At 72.6% G+C, this 18,599-nt stretch carries 19 protein-coding genes; 9 read left to right on the top strand and 10 right to left on the bottom strand.

Annotation, left to right across the window (positions count from 1 at the left end; genetic code table 11):
• Nucleotides 1–10: 10 nt before the first annotated feature.
• The 7 genes from D5H75_RS26615 to D5H75_RS26585 all read left to right on the top strand — a co-directional run bounded on the left by D5H75_RS26615 (nucleotide 11) and on the right by D5H75_RS26585 (nucleotide 6,225).
• On the top strand, nucleotides 11–790 hold the full coding sequence (locus tag D5H75_RS26615) for a helix-turn-helix domain-containing protein (protein ID WP_119929381.1): 780 nt from the start codon (nucleotides 11–13) through the stop codon (nucleotides 788–790).
• Nucleotides 791–1,058: 268 nt separating this feature from the next.
• On the top strand, nucleotides 1,059–2,504 hold the full coding sequence (gene rimO, locus D5H75_RS26610; RefSeq protein ID WP_119929284.1) for a 30S ribosomal protein S12 methylthiotransferase RimO: 1,446 nt from the start codon (nucleotides 1,059–1,061) through the stop codon (nucleotides 2,502–2,504).
• Entirely contained in the window at nucleotides 2,501–3,097 is a 597-nt protein-coding gene (gene pgsA / locus D5H75_RS26605) for a CDP-diacylglycerol--glycerol-3-phosphate 3-phosphatidyltransferase (RefSeq protein ID WP_119929283.1), read from the top strand. The genes rimO and pgsA overlap by 4 nt, the downstream gene beginning before the upstream one ends.
• A gap of 57 nt (nucleotides 3,098–3,154) precedes the next feature.
• Nucleotides 3,155–3,670, top strand: coding sequence for a CinA family protein (locus D5H75_RS26600; protein WP_422674056.1), 516 nt, complete (start codon nucleotides 3,155–3,157; stop codon nucleotides 3,668–3,670).
• A 280-nt stretch (nucleotides 3,671–3,950) separates the two neighbouring features.
• Entirely contained in the window at nucleotides 3,951–4,310 is a 360-nt protein-coding gene (locus tag D5H75_RS26595) for a helix-turn-helix domain-containing protein (protein ID WP_119929282.1), read from the top strand.
• A gap of 458 nt (nucleotides 4,311–4,768) precedes the next feature.
• On the top strand, nucleotides 4,769–5,047 hold the full coding sequence (locus tag D5H75_RS26590) for a hypothetical protein (protein ID WP_119929281.1): 279 nt from the start codon (nucleotides 4,769–4,771) through the stop codon (nucleotides 5,045–5,047).
• 710 nt (nucleotides 5,048–5,757) lie between these two features.
• Nucleotides 5,758–6,225, top strand: coding sequence for a Dps family protein (locus D5H75_RS26585; RefSeq protein WP_119929280.1), 468 nt, complete (start codon nucleotides 5,758–5,760; stop codon nucleotides 6,223–6,225).
• Between the two features lie 114 nt (nucleotides 6,226–6,339).
• On the opposite strand, the gene D5H75_RS26580 is transcribed toward D5H75_RS26585, so the two are convergent.
• The 7 genes from D5H75_RS26580 to D5H75_RS26550 all read right to left on the bottom strand — a co-directional run bounded on the left by D5H75_RS26580 (nucleotide 6,340) and on the right by D5H75_RS26550 (nucleotide 13,725).
• A complete protein-coding gene (locus D5H75_RS26580) occupies nucleotides 6,340–7,119 on the bottom strand; it encodes a DNA-formamidopyrimidine glycosylase family protein (RefSeq protein WP_119929279.1) in 780 nt (259 codons plus the stop codon).
• A gap of 195 nt (nucleotides 7,120–7,314) precedes the next feature.
• On the bottom strand, nucleotides 7,315–8,199 hold the full coding sequence (locus D5H75_RS26575; RefSeq protein WP_119929278.1) for a sulfite exporter TauE/SafE family protein: 885 nt from the start codon (nucleotides 8,197–8,199) through the stop codon (nucleotides 7,315–7,317).
• A gap of 187 nt (nucleotides 8,200–8,386) precedes the next feature.
• A complete protein-coding gene (locus tag D5H75_RS26570; RefSeq protein WP_119929277.1) occupies nucleotides 8,387–8,836 on the bottom strand; it encodes an RrF2 family transcriptional regulator in 450 nt (149 codons plus the stop codon).
• Nucleotides 8,837–8,993: 157 nt separating this feature from the next.
• Complete coding sequence (locus tag D5H75_RS26565) at nucleotides 8,994–10,451, bottom strand: glycoside hydrolase family 3 protein (protein WP_119929276.1); 1,458 nt, start codon at nucleotides 10,449–10,451, stop codon at nucleotides 8,994–8,996.
• Nucleotides 10,452–10,568: 117 nt separating this feature from the next.
• Complete coding sequence (locus tag D5H75_RS26560; RefSeq protein ID WP_119929275.1) at nucleotides 10,569–11,420, bottom strand: carbohydrate ABC transporter permease; 852 nt, start codon at nucleotides 11,418–11,420, stop codon at nucleotides 10,569–10,571.
• Nucleotides 11,421–12,428: a carbohydrate ABC transporter permease gene (locus D5H75_RS26555; RefSeq protein WP_119929274.1), complete on the bottom strand. Its 1,008-nt coding sequence runs from the start codon at nucleotides 12,426–12,428 to the stop codon at nucleotides 11,421–11,423. It abuts the gene before it with no gap.
• Nucleotide 12,429: 1 nt separating this feature from the next.
• Nucleotides 12,430–13,725, bottom strand: coding sequence for a sugar ABC transporter substrate-binding protein (locus tag D5H75_RS26550; RefSeq protein WP_202638537.1), 1,296 nt, complete (start codon nucleotides 13,723–13,725; stop codon nucleotides 12,430–12,432).
• Nucleotides 13,726–13,957: 232 nt separating this feature from the next.
• On the opposite strand from D5H75_RS26550, the gene D5H75_RS26545 reads away from it, so the two are divergent.
• Together D5H75_RS26545 and D5H75_RS26540 are read left to right on the top strand one after the other, a co-directional pair.
• Nucleotides 13,958–15,112 carry an ROK family transcriptional regulator gene (locus D5H75_RS26545; protein WP_119929272.1) on the top strand — a complete coding sequence of 385 codons (1,155 nt, stop codon included), beginning with the start codon at nucleotides 13,958–13,960 and terminating at the stop codon, nucleotides 15,110–15,112.
• A 382-nt stretch (nucleotides 15,113–15,494) separates the two neighbouring features.
• The gene (locus D5H75_RS26540) at nucleotides 15,495–16,139 is read left to right on the top strand and encodes a M15 family metallopeptidase (protein WP_119929271.1); all 645 of its coding nucleotides are present in this window, start codon (nucleotides 15,495–15,497) and stop codon (nucleotides 16,137–16,139) included.
• Here the strand turns inward: D5H75_RS26540 and D5H75_RS26535 are convergent.
• The 3 genes from D5H75_RS26535 to D5H75_RS26525 all read right to left on the bottom strand — a co-directional run bounded on the left by D5H75_RS26535 (nucleotide 16,118) and on the right by D5H75_RS26525 (nucleotide 18,427).
• On the bottom strand, nucleotides 16,118–16,348 hold the full coding sequence (locus D5H75_RS26535) for a hypothetical protein (protein ID WP_147425286.1): 231 nt from the start codon (nucleotides 16,346–16,348) through the stop codon (nucleotides 16,118–16,120). The two genes, D5H75_RS26540 and D5H75_RS26535, sit on opposite strands and share 22 nt — an antisense overlap.
• A 129-nt stretch (nucleotides 16,349–16,477) precedes the next feature.
• Nucleotides 16,478–17,437, bottom strand: a complete 960-nt coding sequence (locus D5H75_RS26530; RefSeq protein ID WP_119929269.1) for an oxidoreductase — start codon at nucleotides 17,435–17,437, stop codon at nucleotides 16,478–16,480.
• A 204-nt stretch (nucleotides 17,438–17,641) separates the two neighbouring features.
• Nucleotides 17,642–18,427 (bottom strand): L,D-transpeptidase family protein, encoded by a 786-nt coding sequence (locus tag D5H75_RS26525; protein WP_147425285.1) that lies wholly within the window; start codon nucleotides 18,425–18,427, stop codon nucleotides 17,642–17,644.
• Nucleotides 18,428–18,599: the final 172 nt, after the last annotated feature.

The raw sequence follows: 18,599 nt of genomic DNA, 5'->3' as shown, positions 1-18,599 counted from the left end.
AGATGTGGCGGTGAGCATAGGCGCGGCTTTGTCCGAGGCGCGGCAGCAGGCGGGCATGTCGGTCAGACAGGTCAGCGAGCGCACCCGGATCAGAGAGACCGTAATCCACGCCATCGAACGCGACGACTTCTCGCTCTGCGGGGGCGACTTCTACGCGCGGGGTCACCTGCGCAACCTCGCCCGCGCGGTCGGTGTGGACCCGGGACCCATCCTGCGCGCCTTCGAGGAGATCCACGGCCCTGAGACGCCGGTGCGCGCCTCACGGATCTTCCAGGCCGAGACGCCGGTCAAGATGCGGGAGAGGCGCTCGCTGAACTGGACGGCCGCGATGGCCGTGGGCGTGCTGTTCATCGTCGTGTTCGGGATGACGAGGCTGTTCGGCGGCGACGACGCCCCGCGCAAGATGGTCGAGAGACAACCGGCGGCGCCGCCCGTGACCCACGCGGCGCCGCCCGCCCCCACCCCGGGCTCGATCCGCGAGGTCCCGGCGCGCCCCGAAGCCGCCGACGACATCGTGGTGCTCAAGCTCAAGGCCCGGAAGAGCAGTTGGGTCAACGTGCGCGACGCGAACGGGCGGCGGCTGTTCGCCGGGCTCGTGCACGCGGGCGGGACCCGGAGCTGGCGGGTCCCCAAGCGGGCGCGCATCTTCATCGGCAACGCCGGCGCGGTCGAGCTCAACGTCAACGGCCGCGACCTGGGCAGGCTCGGCCGCAGCGGCGAACGCTACCGCCGCACCTTCGGCCCCGGGGAGCCCACCGTGCCCGAGGTCCGCGCCAACCACACCCAGTAACCCCAGGCCGTGTAGCCCTCCGGCCGGAGTCCGCGGGCATCCCCCCGCTCGCGGTCCCTTCTTCCCGGATTCCTCGCCATCCGCTCCGATGCGCCCGATCCGCCGTCGTACGGCGGCATCGCCCTGCCCTCCCCGCGCCACGCGCGTCACGCCGTCCCCGCGGGCCGCGGTACGGCGGGGCCCGAGCGGGCGGGAGCCGTACCCGGCGGGCGGCGGAACCGGGCACGCGGGGACCGGGCGCAGGTCGCGGCCAGATAGAGTCGGGGCCATGTCAGCCCGCCGAACCGTCTCCCTGATCACCCTGGGCTGCGCCCGCAACGAGGTCGACTCCGAGGAGCTCGCGGCCAGGATCGAGGCCGCGGGATGGCAGGTCGCCGACGACGCGGACGCCGAGCCCTCCGTCGTGGTCGTCAACACCTGCGGATTCATCGAGTCCGCCAAGAAGGACTCCGTCGACACCCTGCTCGCCGCCGCCGACTCCGGCGCGAAGGTGATCGCCGCCGGCTGCATGGCCGAGCGGTACGGCGAGCAGCTCGCGGAGGCGCTGCCCGAGGCCGCGGCCGTGCTCTCCTTCGACGACTACGCCGAGATCGGCGACCGCCTCGACGACGTCCTCGCGGGCCGGCCGGTGAAGTCCCACACCCCGCGCGACCGCCGCACGCTGCTGCCGATCTCGCCGGTGGAGCGGTCGGCCTCCCCCCACGTGCACGTCCCCGGCCACGGCGCGCTCGCCGACCTCCCCGAAGGGATCGCGCCCGCGTCCGGGCCGCGCCCGCCGCTGCGCCGCCGCCTGGGCGCAGGGCCGGTCGCCAGCCTCAAGCTGGCCTCCGGCTGCGACCGCCGGTGCAGCTTCTGCGCCATCCCCGCCTTCCGCGGCGCGTACGTCTCCCGGCAGCCCGACGAGCTGGTCGCCGAGGCCGAATGGCTCGCCGCGAGCGGCGTCCGCGAGATCGTCCTGGTCAGCGAGAACTCCACGTCGTACGGCAAGGACCTGGGCGACCTGCGCGCGCTGGAGAAGCTGCTGCCGCGCCTGGCCTCGGTCGTCGAGCGCGTGCGCGTGAGCTACCTCCAGCCCGCCGAGCTGCGGCCCGGCCTGCTCGACGTGATCGCGGGCACCCCCGGCGTCACGCCGTACTTCGACCTGTCCTTCCAGCACGCCAGCGGGACCGTGCTGCGCCGGATGCGGCGGTTCGGGGACCCCGAGCGGTTCCTGGAGCTGCTGGACCGCATCCGCGCCAAGGCGCCCGAGGCGGGCGTGCGGTCCAACTTCATCGTGGGCTTTCCCGGCGAGACCGAGGAGGACTTCGAGGCGCTGTCGTCCTTCCTGAGCGAGGCGCGGCTGGACGCGATCGGCGTGTTCGGGTACTCCGACGAGGAGGGCACCGAGGCCGCGGGCTTCGACGGCAAGCTCCCGCAGGACGTCGTGGACGAGCGGGTGGCCGAGCTGACCGCGCTCGCCGAGGAGCTGACCGCGCAGCGCGCCGAGGACCGCGTCGGCGAGACCCTGTCCGTGCTGATCGAGGAGGACCTCGGCGACGGCGAGTGGGAGGGCCGCGCGGCCCACCAGGCGCCCGAGGTGGACGGCTGCGTCATCGTGCGCGGCGAGGGACTGCGCGCGGGCGACCTGGTGACGGCCGAGGCCGTGTCCGCGCAGGGTGTGGACCTGGTCGCGGAGCTGATCGCCGGCCCTGTATCTGGCCCGGTCGGCTCATGAACCCACCCCGGACGGGCACAGATCCGATCGCAACCCCACCCGCCCGGGAGGTCAGCGCGTACAACATCGCCAACGCACTCACGGTCGCGCGCCTGCTGCTCGTGCCCGTCTTCGTCGCCTGCCTGTTCGCGGGCGGCACGGGCTGGCGGGTGGCGGCGCTCGTCGTGTTCGTCGTCGCGTCGGTCACGGACCTGCTCGACGGCGAGCTCGCGCGCCGCCGGAACCTGGTCACCGACTTCGGCAAGATCGCCGACCCCATCGCCGACAAGGCGCTCACGGGCGCGGCGCTGGTCAGCCTCTCGATCACCGGGGAACTGCCCTGGTGGGTGACGATCGTGATCCTGGCCCGCGAGATCGGGATCACGCTGCTGCGCTTCTTCGTGATCAACCACGGCGTGATCCCGGCGAGCTACGGCGGCAAGGTCAAGACCGTCCTCCAGATCATCGGGATCGTGCTGTACGTCGCCCCCGGCGTGCCGTACGTCCTGCGCTGGCCGGTCATGCTCGTCGCCGTGGCGATCACCGTGGCCACCGGCCTCGACTACGTGGTGCGGGCCTGGCGCCTGCGCCGCCGGGCCAAGAAGGGCGAGTGAAGGCGGCGGCGACCGGCTCGGCCGGGCGCGGCGGGAATTCGCGGGGAGGCGGGACTGTTGAACACAGAGCGTGACGCGGTCTACGCGCGGGCGGCCGGCGTGCTCGGCGCGCTGCGCGGGCGGGGCGAGACCGTGGCGACCGCCGAGTCGCTCACGGGCGGGCTGATCGGGGCGACGCTGACCCGGGTGCCCGGCGCGTCGTACGCCTTCCGGGGCGGGATCATCGCGTACGCCACCGACGTGAAGCGCTCGGTGCTCGGCGTCTCCGGCGAGCTGCTGGAGCGGCACGGCGCGGTCCACCCCGACGTCGCGGCCCAGATGGCGCGCGGCGCGCGGGAGATCACCGGGTCCTCGTACGGCGTTGCGGTCACCGGCGTGGCCGGGCCCGAACCCCAGGACGGGCAGCCGGTCGGCACGGTCTACCTGGGCGTACACGGTCCGGACGGGCTGAGCCGGGTGCGCGCGCTGCGGCTCGCGGGCGACCGGGAGGCGATCCGCGAGGCGACCGCGGGCGAGGCGCTCGCGTTCCTCGGGGAGCTGCTGGGTCTGCCTAAACCGGAACATCCCCATTGATTACGGCGTTACGTCACCAGCGAACATCATGAGAACGGTCTGCCGTAGTGTCATGGACTACGGGTACGGTGGAATCGTGAGTGAGGTCCGCGAGCCAACGGCGAGAATCAACAACGGCGAACGCCCGGCGAGCGGGCGGCATGAACAACACGGACGACGTGACGCAAGAGAGGCGATGACGAGAGTCACCACCACCAACGGCAAGCGCCCGATGGGCGGTCCGAGCTATGCGGCGACATATCGTGACGGGAGCGGTCCGGCGTCAGGGAGGGAGCGAGAGATGGTCCTGCTGCGTCAGCTGCTCGGCGACGTGTTGCGGCGGCTGCGGGTGCGTCAGGGACGCACGCTGCGCGAGGTGTCGACTCTCGCCCGGGTGAGCCTCGGATACCTCTCCGAGGTGGAGCGCGGGCAGAAGGAGGCCTCCTCCGAGCTGCTGGCCTCGATCTGCGGGGCCCTCGGCGTCCCGCTGTCCCAGGTGCTCCGCGAGGTCTCCGACCAGTTCGCGCTGGCCGAGCTGCAGCACGCCCCGGTCCTGGCCGACGCCCCCGAGCACGAGCGCCTCTCCGAGCCCGTCACCGGCGGCACGCTCACCGTCGACGACACCGGCTTCTGCGAGGTCTCCAACATGGTGGCCGCCTGATCCACCCCTGGGCGCCGGCGCGACCCCGCGCCGCCCCTTCTCACCCACCCGCGCCCTGACCCCGCCCGACGCCCCCCTGCCGTCCCGGGTCGTGCCGCCCTGCGCCCCGCCCGCCTGAGCCCCCACCCCCTCTCAGGCCGCGCCATCCGCCCCGGCTAGCCGTCCTAAGCCCCTCGCGCCCCCTTACCGGCCGACAGCCCCACGGCGCGTCCCAGCCCCCTGCACGCCTCGGCCACGGGTCCGGCGCGCCACCTGAGCCCCCCTCAGGTCCGCCCACGACCTTCCGGCCCCCGCCCCGGCACTACCGCCTCCGGCCGTCCCGTCCCCGTGCCGTCCCTGGCCGTGCCGCCTCGGCCCTACCGCCTCTGGCACCTGCCCTGGGCGCTGACCTACTGCCTGGCCCGGTACGGCGAGGCACTGCTCCGCGCGCGCCGGAGCCGGCCCGCCAGACCGGCGACGTGCGCCAGCAGGGCTGGTCCCTGACGTACGCGACCTGGGCGTTGTGGGGACGTGAGGACCAGGAGAGCAAGGTGACGGCCCTGGAGCACACGCACCGTGCGGCCGAGTGCTTCCAGCGGGCCGGTGACGCCGACGAGCCGGCCCAGGCCCTGGTCGGCATCGGCAACGTGCCGCCTCCGGCCGGGCCGCCCCTGGCCGTGCCGTCCGTCGGCCTGCCGCTCCCCGATGTCACGCCCTCTGGCCCTCGCCGCGGCCCCGTGAGCGCTCCCAGGCCCTGAGTCCGCGGGGCCGGCATCGGGTCTCCTTCGCACGCCCGCCGACATGATGTGAGCGTCCTCCGCCTCCGCCTGGGATCCCCTCCTCGCCGTGATCATGCAGTTTTAATCACACCCTGTGCTCAAAACTGCATGATCACGGCGAAGGGAGGAGGCGGGGGATACGGCGCCGACGAGGACGGCCCCGGCGAGGACGGCGCCAGGGAGGATGGCGGCTCCGGGGGCGCGGGATGAAGCGGGCCCGGCTCGCCGGGCTCCCCGTTCCCGGCGCGAGCCCCGAAACCTCGGGACCGCCGCGAGCCCCTTCCCTCGCCGTGATCATGCAGTTTTAATCACACCCTGTGCTCAAAACTGCATGATCACCGCGAGGAAGGCGCGGGGGAACCGCCGGCGCGCGGAGAAGCGGCGCGAGGGAGGCGGCTACGAGGAGAAACGGCGCGAGGGGGAGTGCTCGTGCGGAGGAGTGGCGCGAGGGGGGAGTGGCTGCGGGGAGGAGTGGCGCGAGGGGGGAAGGGCGGGTTTGCCGGGCCGTCCTTCGTCGTGATCTTGCAGTTTTGCGCACATGGTGTCATTAAAAGCGGGTCATCGGCGTGTGGTTGTGGGGGTGATCGGGGCGACATGGGGGTGGGTGTGTCGGATTGGGTGGATTGGGAAGAAGGGTGGAGTGCGGGGGGTTGTACGTAGCACTTCATGATCCGAAAGGGGAGTCCTTCATGTCTGCGATTTCCAGTCCGCTGGCCGACGACAAGCGCAAGGTCGTCGGGGAGGCGCTCCAGGGCACCCTCGTCGATCTGCTGGACCTGTCGCTCCTGGCGAAGCAGGCCCACTGGAACCTGATCGGGCGGAACTTCCGGCCGCTGCACCTTCAGCTCGACGAGATCGTCGACCTCGCCCGCGAGCACGCCGACACGGTGGCCGAGCGGGCGATCGCGATCGGCGTGAACCCGGACGGGCGCGCGTCCACCGTGGCCGGGAGCACGCAGGTGCCCCAGCTCGACGGCGGATACATCGAGGACGGCAAGGTCGTGGCCGCCTTCGTCGACATCCTGGAGTCGATCATCAAGCGCCTGCGCGAGCGCATCGAGGCGACCGACGAGCCCGACAAGGTGTCCCAGGACATCCTCATCGCGATCGCCCAGGACATCGAGAAGCAGCACTGGATGATCCAGGCCCAGCGCTGACCGCACGACCCGTGAGAGGCCGCCCGGCGACCCGCCGAGGCGGCTTCCGCCGTTCCAAGGCCGTTCCGAGGCCGGCGGGGGCCGTCGGCGGCGGGTCGGGGCGGTTCCGGAGACTCAGGGCTCCGGCTGGCAGCGCGGGCACCAGTAGACGACCCGGTCGTACGGCCCGGGCCCGAGGTCGGCCCGCCGTACCGGGGTCCCGCAGCGGCGGCAGGCCCGCCCCGCCCTGCCGTACACCCAGTTCTCCTGGCCGGGGCGGCGGTCGCCGGTGGTGATGATCCCGGGGCGGTCGCGGTTGGCGGTGAGCAGCCGGTGCGCCAGCGCGACCAGCCCGGGCAGGTCGGCGATCTCCCCGGTGGGTCGCCACGGGTTCACCCCGCGCAGGAACAGGACCTCCGCCCGGTAGATCGTCCCCAGCCCGGCGAGGTTGCGCTGGTCCAGCAGCGCCTCCCCGATCGTCCCGGGGAAGGCCCGCAGCCGCCGTACGGCCTCCTCCGCGTCCCAGTCCCGTCCCAGGGGGTCGGGTCCGAGGTGGCCGACGAGCCGTTCCTCGTCCTCGGTGCGGAGCAGATCCACCTCGCCCAGGCGCACCCCGACGGCCTGCCACTCGGAGTTCGCCAGCACCAGCCGCACGACGTCGCCCGGGGGCGTGCGCCGCCCCGCTGGCTCCACCCGCCAGCGCCCCTCCATCCGCAGGTGCGTGTGCACCGTCAGGCCGCCCTCGACCCGGGTGAGCAGGTGCTTCCCCCGCGATTCGGTGGTCAGCACCCGCCGCCCCCGCAGGTCGCTGGTGGCGTGGCGCGGCACCCGGAACTCGCTGCGCGTCAGCACCCGCCCGTCCAGCGCCTCCCGCAACCGCCGCCCGGCCGCCCAGACCATGTCCCCCTCAGGCATGCCGTCACTGTACGGCCACGCGGCCCAGGCCCGGCGCCCTGCCGTACGGCGGGCGGCGCGGCGTCCGCGCGCGGGCCGAGGGCCGATGAGGGCCGCCGGCGCTTCACCCGGGGGCGGAGACCAGAACGCGGAAACCAGAACGCCGCCTCCCCTCATGCGGCGGGGCAGGCGGCGTTCCGGCGGAGGAGGGAACGGTCAGGAGACCTGCGCGGGCTCGGCGGCGCGGGAACGCAGGACGGCGCGGAGGGCGACGGCGACGGCGGCCGCCCAGGCGACGGAGACCGCGGCGTACGCGACGTAGCGGATGTCGTCCGGGGTGCCGAAGGACTTGAACAGCGTGCGCAGGTTGGTCAGGACGATGAGGCCGCCGACGGCCGCGCCGAGCATGCGGGCCGGGATGACCCGGACGAGCCAGGCCGCGATGGGGGCCGCGATCAGGCCGCCCACCAGCAGGGTCGCGACGATGTCGAAGGGGATCGCGCTGCCGCCCAGGCCGATCAGGAAGCCGACGCTGGCGCTGGTGGCGATGAGGAACTCGCTGGTGTCCACCGAGCCGATGATCTTCCGGGGCTCCATGCGGCCGCTGGCCAGGAGGGCGGGCGTGGCCACCGGGCCCCAGCCTCCGCCGCCGGTCGCGTCGACGAACCCGGCGAACGCGCCGAGCGGGGCGAGGAAACGGGCGCGCAGCGGGCGGCGGTCGCCGGTGTCCTGCGGCGGGCGGACGGTGAAGCGGAGCAGGATGTAGACGCCGAGCGCGAGGAGGATGCCCGACATCCAGGGCGCGGCCGCGTCGGTGGCGATCGAGCTGAGCACCGTGGCCCCGGCGAACGCGCCGATGGCGCCGGGTACGGCGATGCGCCCGACCACCTTCCAGTCCACGTTGCCGAACCGCCAGTGCGCGGCCCCGGAGGCGAGCGTGGTGCCGATCTCCGCCAGGTGCACGGCGGCGGACGCGGTCGCGGGCGCGATCCCGGCGGTGAGCAGGAGGGTCGTGGAGGTGACGCCGTAGGCCATGCCGAGGCTTCCGTCGACGAGCTGGGCCAGCAGCCCGACGACGCCGAGCACGATCAGTTTCCGCATGAGGCCATCCTCTTTTCCTACTTGATAAGTCGGAATAGTAGGCAAGGTGCGGAGGGTGATCAACCCCATCTCAGGTCACATCTGCCTAACGCCCTCGGCGGAGCAGGTCAGCGGGCGTTGGAAGGAGCGGAGGGCCGTCTCGGACATGACTTGCGAGGCCGGGCCGCCCAGGTCCGCGAGCGCCGGCCTAGCCCCAGGCGGCGGGGTCGGCGGCGAGGTCGCGGACGCGGTCGGGGAGGGTGCCGCTGGCGACGTGGGCGAGCGTCACCTCTTCCAGGATCGCCCGCTCGCTGGCCCGCAGCGCGATCCAGACCTCCTGGAGGGACCGCGCGGGCCCATGGTAGCCGACGTCCTCGGGGCGCTCACCGCGGACGTTGGCCAGCGGCCCGTCCACCGCCCTGATGACGTCGGCCATCGTGATCTCCGACGCCGGGCGCGTGAGGACGTATCCGCCCTCGGGTCCCCGCTGCCCGCGCACGAGGCCGGCCCGGCGCATCTGCAGCAGGATGTTCTCCAGGTACTTGGGCGGCATCTCCTGCGCCTTCGCCAGCTCCCCCACCGTGGTCGGCCCGCCCTCGGAGGCGGCGAGCTCGGCGGCGGCACGGAGGGCGTAATCGACCCGGGCGGAAAGGCGCATGCCCCAATTATCCCGCCTGGTGGCCCCCAAAGTGACCGCCCGGCCGCCAACCCCCGGTCCGGCGCCCCACGCGGCCAGGCCCGGCGGCGGCCTCCCGGGCGCCGGGAACGCCGAAGGGGCGCGGGAGGTCTTCCGCGCCCCTTCGTGGTCGCCGGGATCAGGTGGTGAGGAGCTCGGCGGTGGCCTGGGCGTTGGCCTTGGCGCCGCCGTACGCGGCCACGTAGACAGAGGCGGCGGAGGGGCGCCAGATCGGGAGGCCCATCTCCACGATCGCGGCGTCGGGGCGGTGGGTCAGCAGCTCGGCGACGAGCTTCTGGGTGGCGGGGTAGCGGTGGGCGTCGCGCAGGACGACGACCAGGGAGCGGCCCGCGGCACGTTCCACGATGGCGTCGGCGTGGTCGTTCTCCGGGTCGGCGGGCAGGTGCTCGCCGCCGGGGAGGGTGAGACCCCACGGGACCTCGCCGACGGCGATCGTGGGCGGCGTCTCCAGCCGCACGACCAGCGGGTCCACCAGCGGGGCCGGCGTCCCCTCCAGGCGTACGGCACGGCGCGCGGCGGCCAGGCCGATCCCCGCGCCGTCCCCGGACCCGTCCCGGGTCGCGCCGGGGGCGGCCGCGCCGGCCGTGTGGAACCAGGCGCGGAGCCGGGCGGTCCGGTCGGCGGCCTCCTCCAGCCGGGACAGCGGGAGGGAGCCGTCGCGCACCGCCGCCACGATGGCGTCGATGATCGCGGTGACGTCCTCCTGGGTGGGCAGGGGGCCCAGGCACACGAGGTCGCTGCCCGCCGCGATGGACAGGGCGCAGCCGCCGGGCAGGCCGACGCTCTCGGTGATGGCCTTCATGTCCATCGCGTCGGTGATCACCACGCCCTCGAAGCCCAGCCCGTCCCTGAGCAGGCCGGTCAGCGCGGCGGGGGAGAGGGTGGCGGGGGCGTCGCCGGTGAGGGCGGGCACCCGCACGTGCGCGGTCATGATCGTCTGGGTGCCGGCCTCGATCGCCGCGCGGAACGGCACGAGTTCGCGGGAGCCCAGGAGGTCCAGGTCGGCGTCCACCAGCGGGATCTCCAGATGGGAGTCCTGCCGGGTGGCGCCGTGGCCGGGGAAGTGCTTGACGCAGGCCGCGATCCCGGCCGCCTGGAGCCCGCGCACGGCCGCGACCGTGTGGCGCGCGACCAGGGCCGGGTCGTTGCCGAAGGACCGGGTGCCGATGACCGGGTTGTCGTCGGCGGTGTTCACGTCGGCGCTCGGGGCCATGTCGAGGTTGACCCCGACGGCGGCCAGGTCCCGGCCGAGCGCGCGGTGCACGGACTCGGTCAGCTCCACGTCGTCGATCGAGCCGAGGGCGGCGTTGCCGGGGTACGGGCTGCCCACGTGGTAGTGCAGGCGGGTGACGTCTCCGCCCTCCTCGTCCAGCGAGATCACCGGGTCGCCGTGCGCGCGCAGTTCCGCGTTGAGCTCCCGGAGCTGGTCGGGGCCCGCCACGTTGAAGCCGAACAGCGTGACGCCGCCCAGGCCGTCGGCGATGCCCCGCTTCACCCAGTCCGGGGCCACCGTGCCGGTGAAGGGCACGAGCAACGTGCCGGCGGCCATGCGGCGCAGCTCTCGTTCAGCAGACATGGGTGAGTCTTTCTCCTAGCTCTGACAGGGCCTCTGGCGAAGCCCGGAGTGAGCCTCCGGCGAAGCCCCGGCGGGCGGGTCGCGGCGAAGGCCACTGGATACCTCGGGAATGCGGCGTCAGCCCTTGACGGCGCCGGCGACGAGGCCGGAGACCATACGGCGCTGCACGATCAGGAAGAAGACGATGACCGGGATCGTCATCATCGTCGAGGCGGCCATGACCCCGCCCCAGTCGGTGCCCTCGCGGCTGGCGAACCAGCGCAGCGCCACCGGCATCGTGTAGCCCTTCTCGTTCGCCATCAGGGTGAAGGCGAAGACGAACTCGTTCCACGCCGTGATGAACGAGAAGATGCTGGTCGCGACGAGCCCGGGCGCGACGAGCGGGAACAGGACGGACCAGAAGGTCCGGAACCGGGTGGCCCCGTCGATCGACGCGGCCTCCTCCAGCTCCTTCGGCACCGCGGCGACGAAGGTCCGCAGCATCCAGATCGCGAACGGGAGCGTGAAGCCCACGTTGATCACGATGAGGCCGAGGAGCTGATCGCCGAGCCCCGCCCGCCGTACCATCAGCGACAACGGGATGATCATGGCCTCGGCCGGCACCATCTGCACGATGAGCAGGAGGATCAGGTACGACGTCCGGCCCCGGAAGCGGAACCTGGCCACGGCGGTGGCCGACAGCAGCGCGAACAGCGAGCCGACGATCACCGTGCCCAGCGCGACGATGGCGCTGTTGCCCAGGTAGACCCAGATCGAGGTGTTGCCGACGCCCTGGGTGAAGATCTTGGTGAAGTGCTCGAACGTGAAGTCCGTGGGGAACAGGCTGAACTCGGTGCTGGCGATGGCCTGCTTGGTCTTGAGCGCGGTCGCCACCATCCAGTAGACGGGGAAGACCGACGCGAGGATCACGATCACGCCCGCGGCGTTGAGAGCGACCCGGCCGGCCTTGCGGCGAGTGGCGGGGTTCATCTAGACCTCCTCCTGCCGCACGATCTGGCGGACGTACACACCGGTGATGATCAGCAGGATCACGGTGAGCACCACGGCGATGGCCGAGCCCATGCCCATGGCCGGCGGCGACGAGAACGCCTCGGCGTAGGCGTACAGGGAGAGGTTGAAGACCTCCTTGTTGCCCATGCCGTTGGCGAGGATGTAGAGCTGGGTGAAGACCTTGAAGTCCCAGATGATGGACAGCACGACCAGCACGGAGAACACCGGCCGCAGCATCGGGAACGTGACGCGCCAAAAGGCCCGCCACGCGCCGGCGCCGTCCATGCGGGCGGCCTCGTGCAGCTCCCCGGGGATGCTGCGCAGGCCCGCGAGCACGGACACCGCGATGAACGGGAAGGACGCCCAGACGACGCAGAGCGTCAGCACCACGTAGGTGGGGAAGGACTCCAGGAACCAGGTGTATCCGGTCCAGTCGGCCCGTCCGAACAGCAGCTCGGAGAGCCAGTCCGGCAGCAGGTCGAAGGCCCGGTTGGCGACGCCGCTCTGCTCGTCGAAGAGCCAGCGCCACAGCACCGCGACCGCGGCCTGCGGGGTGGCCCAGGCGAGCATGGCGCTGACGACGACGGCCGTGGACATGCGCTTGCCGAGCTTGTTCAGCAGGATGCCGACGAGGGTGCCGACGAGCAGCGTGAGGGTGACGGCCACCGCCGCGAAGACGATGGTGTTGCGCAGCGACGACCAGAAGACCTCGGAGGTGAGGATCCGCTCGTAGTTCTCCGCTCCGACGGAGTCGGCCTCGGCGCCGCGGATCTGGCGCAGGCCCACCTTCTGGGTGGACATGACCAGGAGCTGGTACATCGGGTACAGGAGGAGGCCCGCGATGATCAGCAGGCCGGGGAGCAGCAGCACGTACGGCGTGAGCCTGCCGACGCGCCGCGAGCGGCGGGACGGGCGGTGCGCCCGCGGCGGGGCGGGGGCCCGGTGGCCTCCGCCCCGCACGGGGTTCGCCTGTGACGTCGTGGTCATGTCACTGGTTGAGGGTCTGGTCGATCTGCTTGTCGGCCTCGGCCGCCGCCTCGTCCACGGACTTGCCCTTGATGACCGAGGTGAGGAGCTGCTGCATCACGGTCTCCTCGGCCTTGACCCAGTTGGAGTGCACCGCGTAGGTCCGGCCGAACGGCATGGCCTGGGCGAACGGGCCGAGCCACTCGTCGTTCTTGTACGTGTCACCGGCGAGCAGGTCGGGGTAGAACGGCAGCAGGCCGGCGATCGGGGCGTACTTGGCCGCCTTCTCCTTGGAGGCCAGCAGCTTGATGTACTCGAAGGCCAGGTCCTGGTTCTTGCTGTCCTTCCAGACCGCCAGGTCGTTGCCGCCCGCGAACTGCGGGGCCACGCCGCCGGTCTTGGTCGGCAGCGGGAAGGCGCCGATCTTGTCGTCGGTCAGGTCCTTGTTGGCCTCCTTGAGCACCGTCTTCGCCCAGGCGCCGTCCACGAACATCGCGGTCTTGCCGTTCGCGAAGAGGCGGGAGATGTCCACGGAGTTACGGGTGACGCCGCTCTCCGGGGCGACCTTCTCCTTGAGGACCAGGTTGGTGTACCAGGTCAGGGCCTCCTTGGCCTCCGGCGTGCCGAGCTTGCCGGTCCACTTGCCGCCCTCGTTGGCCACGATCTGGCCGTTGTTGCCCCAGATGAACGGCGCGACCGCGTGCATCGAGTCGGAGCCGCCGTTGATCTCGAAGCCGGAGACGCCCTTCTTGGCCGAGGAGATCTTCTTGGCCGCGGCGAGCAGTTCGTCCCAGGTCTTCGGGATCTCGATGCCGAGCTCCTTGAACCAGTCCTTGCGGTAGATCACGGCGCGGACGCCGCCGAGCCACGGCACGGCGTACTTCTTGCCCTCGATGGTCTCGTTGACCCAGAGGGCCTCGGGGATCTGCTTGCCCTCTTCCCAACCGGCGATCTTGTCGGTCAGGTCGACGAGCGTGTCCTGCGCGGCCCAGGTGACGACCTGGGTGTTGCCGATCTCCGTGACGTCCGGGCCGGAGCCGCTGGTCGCGGCGGCCTGGAGCTTCTTGGTGGTGTCAGGCCAGGGGATGAACTGGACCTCGACCTTGACGCCGTGCTTCTGCTGGAACTCGGCGCCGACCTCCGCCATGAAGGCGTTGTGCTTGTCGTCCGGCGGGCCGAAGCGCCAGACCGTCAGCTTGTCCGGCTTGGCCGCCTTGGGCGTCTCGCCACCGGACTTGGTGCCTTCGGACCCGCCGCCGCAGGCGGCCAGGCCGATCGCCAGCGCGGCCGTGACGGCCGCGATCTTCGCGATCCTCAAAGTGGTTCTCCTTTCCCGGCTTCGCCTCGCGGAGGTGCGTCCCCCGGGTCGGGACAGGCGATGATTTATGGCATGTCCCACGCACTGGTACGCGGGCGCCCTCCGACATTCGGCGCTGTGACGCCCCGCTCCGGCTCCCATGTCCACAAGGGGTGTCGGTGGCTAAACTAACAAGAAACTTTCTTAAAAGAAACGGGCCGTTAGCGGATCGATACGAGAGGAGTCGTGGCGCATGGCGACACGTCCGGGGACCCCGCGTCTGCTGCGTGAGCTGAACGACCGGGCGGCGCTCGAACTGCTCCTCGCCTCCGGCCCGCTCACCCGGGCCCAACTGGGAGAACTCACCGGGCTCTCCAAGGTGACGGCGGCCCAGATGCTGTCCAGGCTGGAGGAGCGCGGGCTCGTCGAGGTGGTGGGGGAGCAGTCGGGAAGCCGGGGCCCGAACGCCGCCCTGTACGCCGTGGTGCCCTCGTGCGCCTACGTCGCGGCGCTCGACGTCAACTTCGAGCTGGTCACCGCCGGTGTGGCGGACATAACAGGCCGGGTGGTCGCCGAGGTCACCGCCGATCCCAACGGCGGCGAGGACCCCGTCAAGATCGTGCACAACGCGGTGCTCAAGGCCTGCCGCCGCGCCGAGGTGCCGCTCGACCGCCTCAGCGCCATCGTGATCGGCACCGGCGGCGTCGTGGACCCGCGCACCGGCGACGTGACCTTCTCCTTCAACCTGCCCGAATGGCACGAGGGCGTGCTGGAGGCCCTGCGACACGACCTGCGCCGCCCGGTGATCATCGAGAACGACGTGAACCTCGCCGCCGTCGCCGAGCGCCCCCACATGGACACCGGCGACTTCGTGCTCATGTGGGTGGACGTGGGGCAGGGCCTCGGCGTCATGCTGAACGGCAGGCTGCACCGCGGCCTCACCGGCGGCGCCGGCGAGATCGGCTGGCTCCCGGTCCCCGGCGAGCCGCTGCCCCCGGGCGTGTCCACCTCCCACCACGGCCCGTTCCAGCGCCTGGTCGGCGGCCCCACCGTCCGCGACCTCGCCGCGTCGTACGGCTTCGCCGCCGAGTCCGCCGAGGAGTGCGTGCGCCTGGCCGCCGCGTCCGGGACCGAGGAGGGCGGCCGCTTCCTCGACGAGTTCGCGAACCGCCTGGCGATCGGCGTCGCGGCGGTCTGTGTCGTCCTCGACCCGGGCCACATCGTCCTCGCCGGACGCGTCGGCCGCGCGGGCGGTTCCCAGCTCGCCGAGCGCGTCCAGGAGGCGGTCCGCCGCATCTGCCCCTCCCAGCCCCGCGTCACGACCACCCAGGTCGAGGGCAACCCGATCCTGCGCGGCGCGCTCCTCGCCGCCCTCGACACCGCCAGGGAGGAAGTCTTCACCCAGTGAGCGGGCGTGGCGGCCGGACCTCTCCCGGCCCCGCCGACCTCACCGCCTTCTTACGGCTCGCGCCCGAAGCCTCGGCCCGGAGCGGGCTGGGGCTCCGTGCGACGGTTCCACTCACCTCGGCCGCCGGTGCGCTTCCACCGGTCGCGGCCTCCCCGTGAACCCGATCCCCGCCGTCCACCGGCGCGCTCGCGCCGCCGCTCCGCGCCGGGCCCGGGTGGCGGGCGTCGCGCCGTACCGGAGCGGGGACTCGGGGGCTCGGGGGGCTCGGGGGGCTCGCCACCTGGAGCGGGGAGATATCCGGCTATTGCCCGATATGGTGAGGAATCTGGATTTCGGGGTCGGGGGTTCGGGCCCTCGCGGGACCTTGGGGGAATGCGGGCGCATGGGTGAGATCGTTCTGCTGTCGGACGCGCGGATCACCGCGATCCCCGTGGAGGAGTCGGGGGAGCGGCTCGCCGACGTGCGCGGGCGGCTGCGGCTCGACGACCGGCAGAAGGACGGCGAGGGCGCCTACGCGCACCTGCGCGACGGGCTGCTGAACCGGCTGCTCGAGGCCGAGCGGGCGCTGCCGGACGGATACCGGCTGCTGATCGTGGAGGGGTACCGGCCGCCGGCGCTCCAGCGGCGGTACTTCGACGAGTACGCCGACGAGCTGCGGGCCGCGAACCCGGACTGGTCGCCGCGGGAGGTTCACGTCGCCGCCAGCCGGTACGTGTCCCCGATCGAGGTGGCGCCGCACACCGCGGGCGCGGCCGTGGACCTCACGCTCTGCACCGAGGACGGGCGGGAGCTGGACATGGGGGCGGCGGTGAACGCGACGCCCGAGGCCAGCGACGGCGCCTGCTACACGGCGGCCGCGAACATCTCGGCCGAGGCGCGCGAGAACCGTGCGATCATGGGCGCCGCGCTGGCCGGGGCCGGGCTCGTGAACTACCCGACCGAGTGGTGGCACTGGTCGTACGGCGACCGGTACTGGGCCTTCACCACCGGGGCGAAGGCGGCGATCTACGGCCCCGCGGGCCTGTAGGGGTCGGGAAGCTGCATCGGGGCGGCCTCCTCCAGGCGCTCCGGCGTCCAGTACTCCCGCGCCCGCTCGACGTCCTCGACGACGCGGTGGAGGGCGGGCCGGTCCTGGTTCAGCTCCGCTTCTTCCGGGATGCGCTCGCCTGGCACCACCATCACGGTGAAGGCGCCGGCGACGAGCAGTCCCGAGATGGCGACGATCTGACGTTTCATGATCACTTGCTCCGGGTCTTCCGCGGTCGGCGCCGCTGCGGCGCCGCTCGATGGTTGCCCCACCATCTGCGAAGACGCGGGGACAACCCATGGCAGTTGCCTCGGACCCGGAAAGTGACCGGTATGAGGTTATTTGTCGGGCGCTTCGCTGGATGCCCGCGCCTCGAAGTCGTACGTCACCCCGGTGAGCCGCGCGGAAACCTCCCACAGGCGGCTCGCCACCTGCTCGTCCCGCGCGGCGCGTGACGTGCGCACGATCCGGGGATACCCGCGCGACTCGAAGGGGCCGTCGGGCCCGACGTAGGCGCCGGACGGCAGGCCGGGCACGGTGGCCGCGTACAGCAGGGGGAGGGCGCCGCCTTCCGCGCTCTGCGCCACCAGGACGTTCGCCAGCGCGCTCGCCCGCTCCATGAGCCGGCTGCCGGCCATCCGGGGGCCCGCGGTCTGGAGGTTCGTGGCGGCGTAGCCCGGGTGGGCGGCCACGCTCTTCAGGCCCGTCCCGGCCGCCCGCGCGCGCCGGTCCAGCTCGAACGCGAACAGCAGGTTGGCCAGCTTGGACTGCCCGTAGGCCGCCCACTTGCGGTAGCGCCGCTCACTCTGGAGGTCGTCGAAGTCGATCCGCCCGGCGCGGTGCATCCCGCTGCTCACCGTGACCACCCGCGACCCCGGCCGCGCCAGCAGCGCCGGCAGCAGCAGCCCGGTCAGCGCGAAGTGCCCGAGGTGGTTCGTCCCGAACTGCATCTCGAAGCCGTCGGCGGTCCTGCGGTACGGCAGCGCCATCACGCCCGCGTTGTTCACGAGCAGGTCCAGCCCCTCGCCGCGCGCCAGCACGTCCGCCGCGAACTCCCGCACCGAGCCCAGGTCGGCCAGGTCCAGCCGCGCCACCTCGACCGCCGCCCCCGGCCGATCCCGCCGGATCCGCTCGGCCGCGGCCTCTCCCTTGCCGACGTCGCGGCAGGCCAGCAGGGTTCGCGCCCCGTGCCCGGCCAGTTCCCTGGCCACGATCAGTCCCAGCCCCGCGTTGGCCCCCGTCACCACCGCGACCCGCCCGCCGAGCCCGGGCATGTCCGCCGCCGTCCACCGAGCCATCGCACCTCCACCACGCCGGCTATTGGACGTAAATCTAACGCACCCTGGCGGCCTTCCTCCGCGGGGCGGGACCCGGGTGAGGCGGGGAGGGGGTGACGCCCCGGGGCGGCCGGGAGAGGGGCGGGCCCGACGCGCGCGGGCGCCGGCCCCCGGGACATGCCCGGCGGCCGGCGCCCGTGGTTCCCCGGCTCGGCCGGGGCGGGGTCATCGGCGCAGGTGGACGCGGGTGCCGATGTGGAGGGCGGGGAAGAGGCGCTCGGACACGTGCAGCGGGACCCGCACGCACCCGTGGGAGTCGGGGTACGGCGGCACGCTGACCGAGCCGTGCACGGCGTAGCCGCCGTGGAAGTAGGCCGGCTTGTACATGTAGCCCAGGGGCGACCGCTCCCAGCGGGGCACGCGCCGGTAGACCCGGAAGTCCCCGACGGGGGTGCGGGCGCGGCGGCACCAGCCCTGCGAGCAGAAGCGGCGCCCGGAGCCCGTGGAGATGTGGGTGATCAGCACCGGCCGGTGCCCGAGGTAGAACGTCAGGACCTGCTTCGAGAGGTTGATCTCCACGCGCCGCGCCGCGCCGCGCGAGACCAGCTTGCGCGGGGCCCGGGGGTGCGCGAGGGCCCGCCAGGTGGCCGCGTCCACCCGGTCCCGCGCCCGCTGCCCGTTGACCTTCTGGAACGCCCAGATCGCCTGCCGGGTCTCGTCGTCGTAGTGCTCGGAGTAGGACCCGGGGTCGTACCCGAGCTTCACCAGCCGCCGCTTCACGCAGGCGACCAGCTCCGACTCCATCCCGGCCCGCAGCACCGGCGGGTCGGAGTGCCCGCACGTGTTCCACGGCGGGGCCGCGGCCTGCCGCGCCGCCACCGTCAGGCCGGCGCCGGCCCGCTCCCCGTGCGCGGCCTGAGCCTGGACGGCCGCGCCGGTCGCCAGCACCGCCAGTCCGGCCGCGAACACTCCGCCCCGTCGCGCCGCGCGCCCCATGCCGAAGGTTTTCACCGTCTACCGCCCCCTTTTCCGGATATGCCTGGTGTCTTCCGTGGGGCACATCCGTTTCGGTCGAAGAGTGACGTATCCCTTTCATTACGTCACCGTCTTTCCGTGTTCCCCCTGTCCGCTCCATTCGTCCCGCCGCTTGGCAAATTCCCGGCATATCCGGGCGATGCATCAG

This window comes from Bailinhaonella thermotolerans, from assembly GCF_003594875.1.
Taxonomy (GTDB): Bacteria; Actinomycetota; Actinomycetes; order Streptosporangiales; family Streptosporangiaceae; genus Bailinhaonella; species Bailinhaonella thermotolerans.
The sequence above is the reverse complement of the archived record's forward strand: the minus strand, read 5'-3'. Positions and strand labels throughout refer to the sequence as shown.

What these genes read in the sequence shown, in the direction of transcription:
- rimO (WP_119929284.1), top strand. Translation starts at nt 1,059, where the DNA reads ATGTCAGCCCGCCGAACCGTCTCCCTGATCACCCTGGGCTGCGCCCGC.
- pgsA (WP_119929283.1), top strand. Translation starts at nt 2,501, where the DNA reads ATGAACCCACCCCGGACGGGCACAGATCCGATCGCAACCCCACCCGCC.
- D5H75_RS26595 (WP_119929282.1), top strand. Translation starts at nt 3,951, where the DNA reads ATGGTCCTGCTGCGTCAGCTGCTCGGCGACGTGTTGCGGCGGCTGCGG.
- D5H75_RS26585 (WP_119929280.1), top strand. Translation starts at nt 5,758, where the DNA reads ATGTCTGCGATTTCCAGTCCGCTGGCCGACGACAAGCGCAAGGTCGTC.
- D5H75_RS26580 (WP_119929279.1), bottom strand. Translation starts at nt 7,119, where the DNA reads ATGCCTGAGGGGGACATGGTCTGGGCGGCCGGGCGGCGGTTGCGGGAG.
- D5H75_RS26575 (WP_119929278.1), bottom strand. Translation starts at nt 8,199, where the DNA reads ATGCGGAAACTGATCGTGCTCGGCGTCGTCGGGCTGCTGGCCCAGCTC.
- D5H75_RS26570 (WP_119929277.1), bottom strand. Translation starts at nt 8,836, where the DNA reads ATGCGCCTTTCCGCCCGGGTCGATTACGCCCTCCGTGCCGCCGCCGAG.
- D5H75_RS26565 (WP_119929276.1), bottom strand. Translation starts at nt 10,451, where the DNA reads ATGTCTGCTGAACGAGAGCTGCGCCGCATGGCCGCCGGCACGTTGCTC.
- D5H75_RS26560 (WP_119929275.1), bottom strand. Translation starts at nt 11,420, where the DNA reads ATGAACCCCGCCACTCGCCGCAAGGCCGGCCGGGTCGCTCTCAACGCC.
- D5H75_RS26555 (WP_119929274.1), bottom strand. Translation starts at nt 12,428, where the DNA reads ATGACCACGACGTCACAGGCGAACCCCGTGCGGGGCGGAGGCCACCGG.
- D5H75_RS26545 (WP_119929272.1), top strand. Translation starts at nt 13,958, where the DNA reads ATGGCGACACGTCCGGGGACCCCGCGTCTGCTGCGTGAGCTGAACGAC.
- D5H75_RS26540 (WP_119929271.1), top strand. Translation starts at nt 15,495, where the DNA reads ATGGGTGAGATCGTTCTGCTGTCGGACGCGCGGATCACCGCGATCCCC.
- D5H75_RS26535 (WP_147425286.1), bottom strand. Translation starts at nt 16,348, where the DNA reads ATGAAACGTCAGATCGTCGCCATCTCGGGACTGCTCGTCGCCGGCGCC.
- D5H75_RS26530 (WP_119929269.1), bottom strand. Translation starts at nt 17,437, where the DNA reads ATGGCTCGGTGGACGGCGGCGGACATGCCCGGGCTCGGCGGGCGGGTC.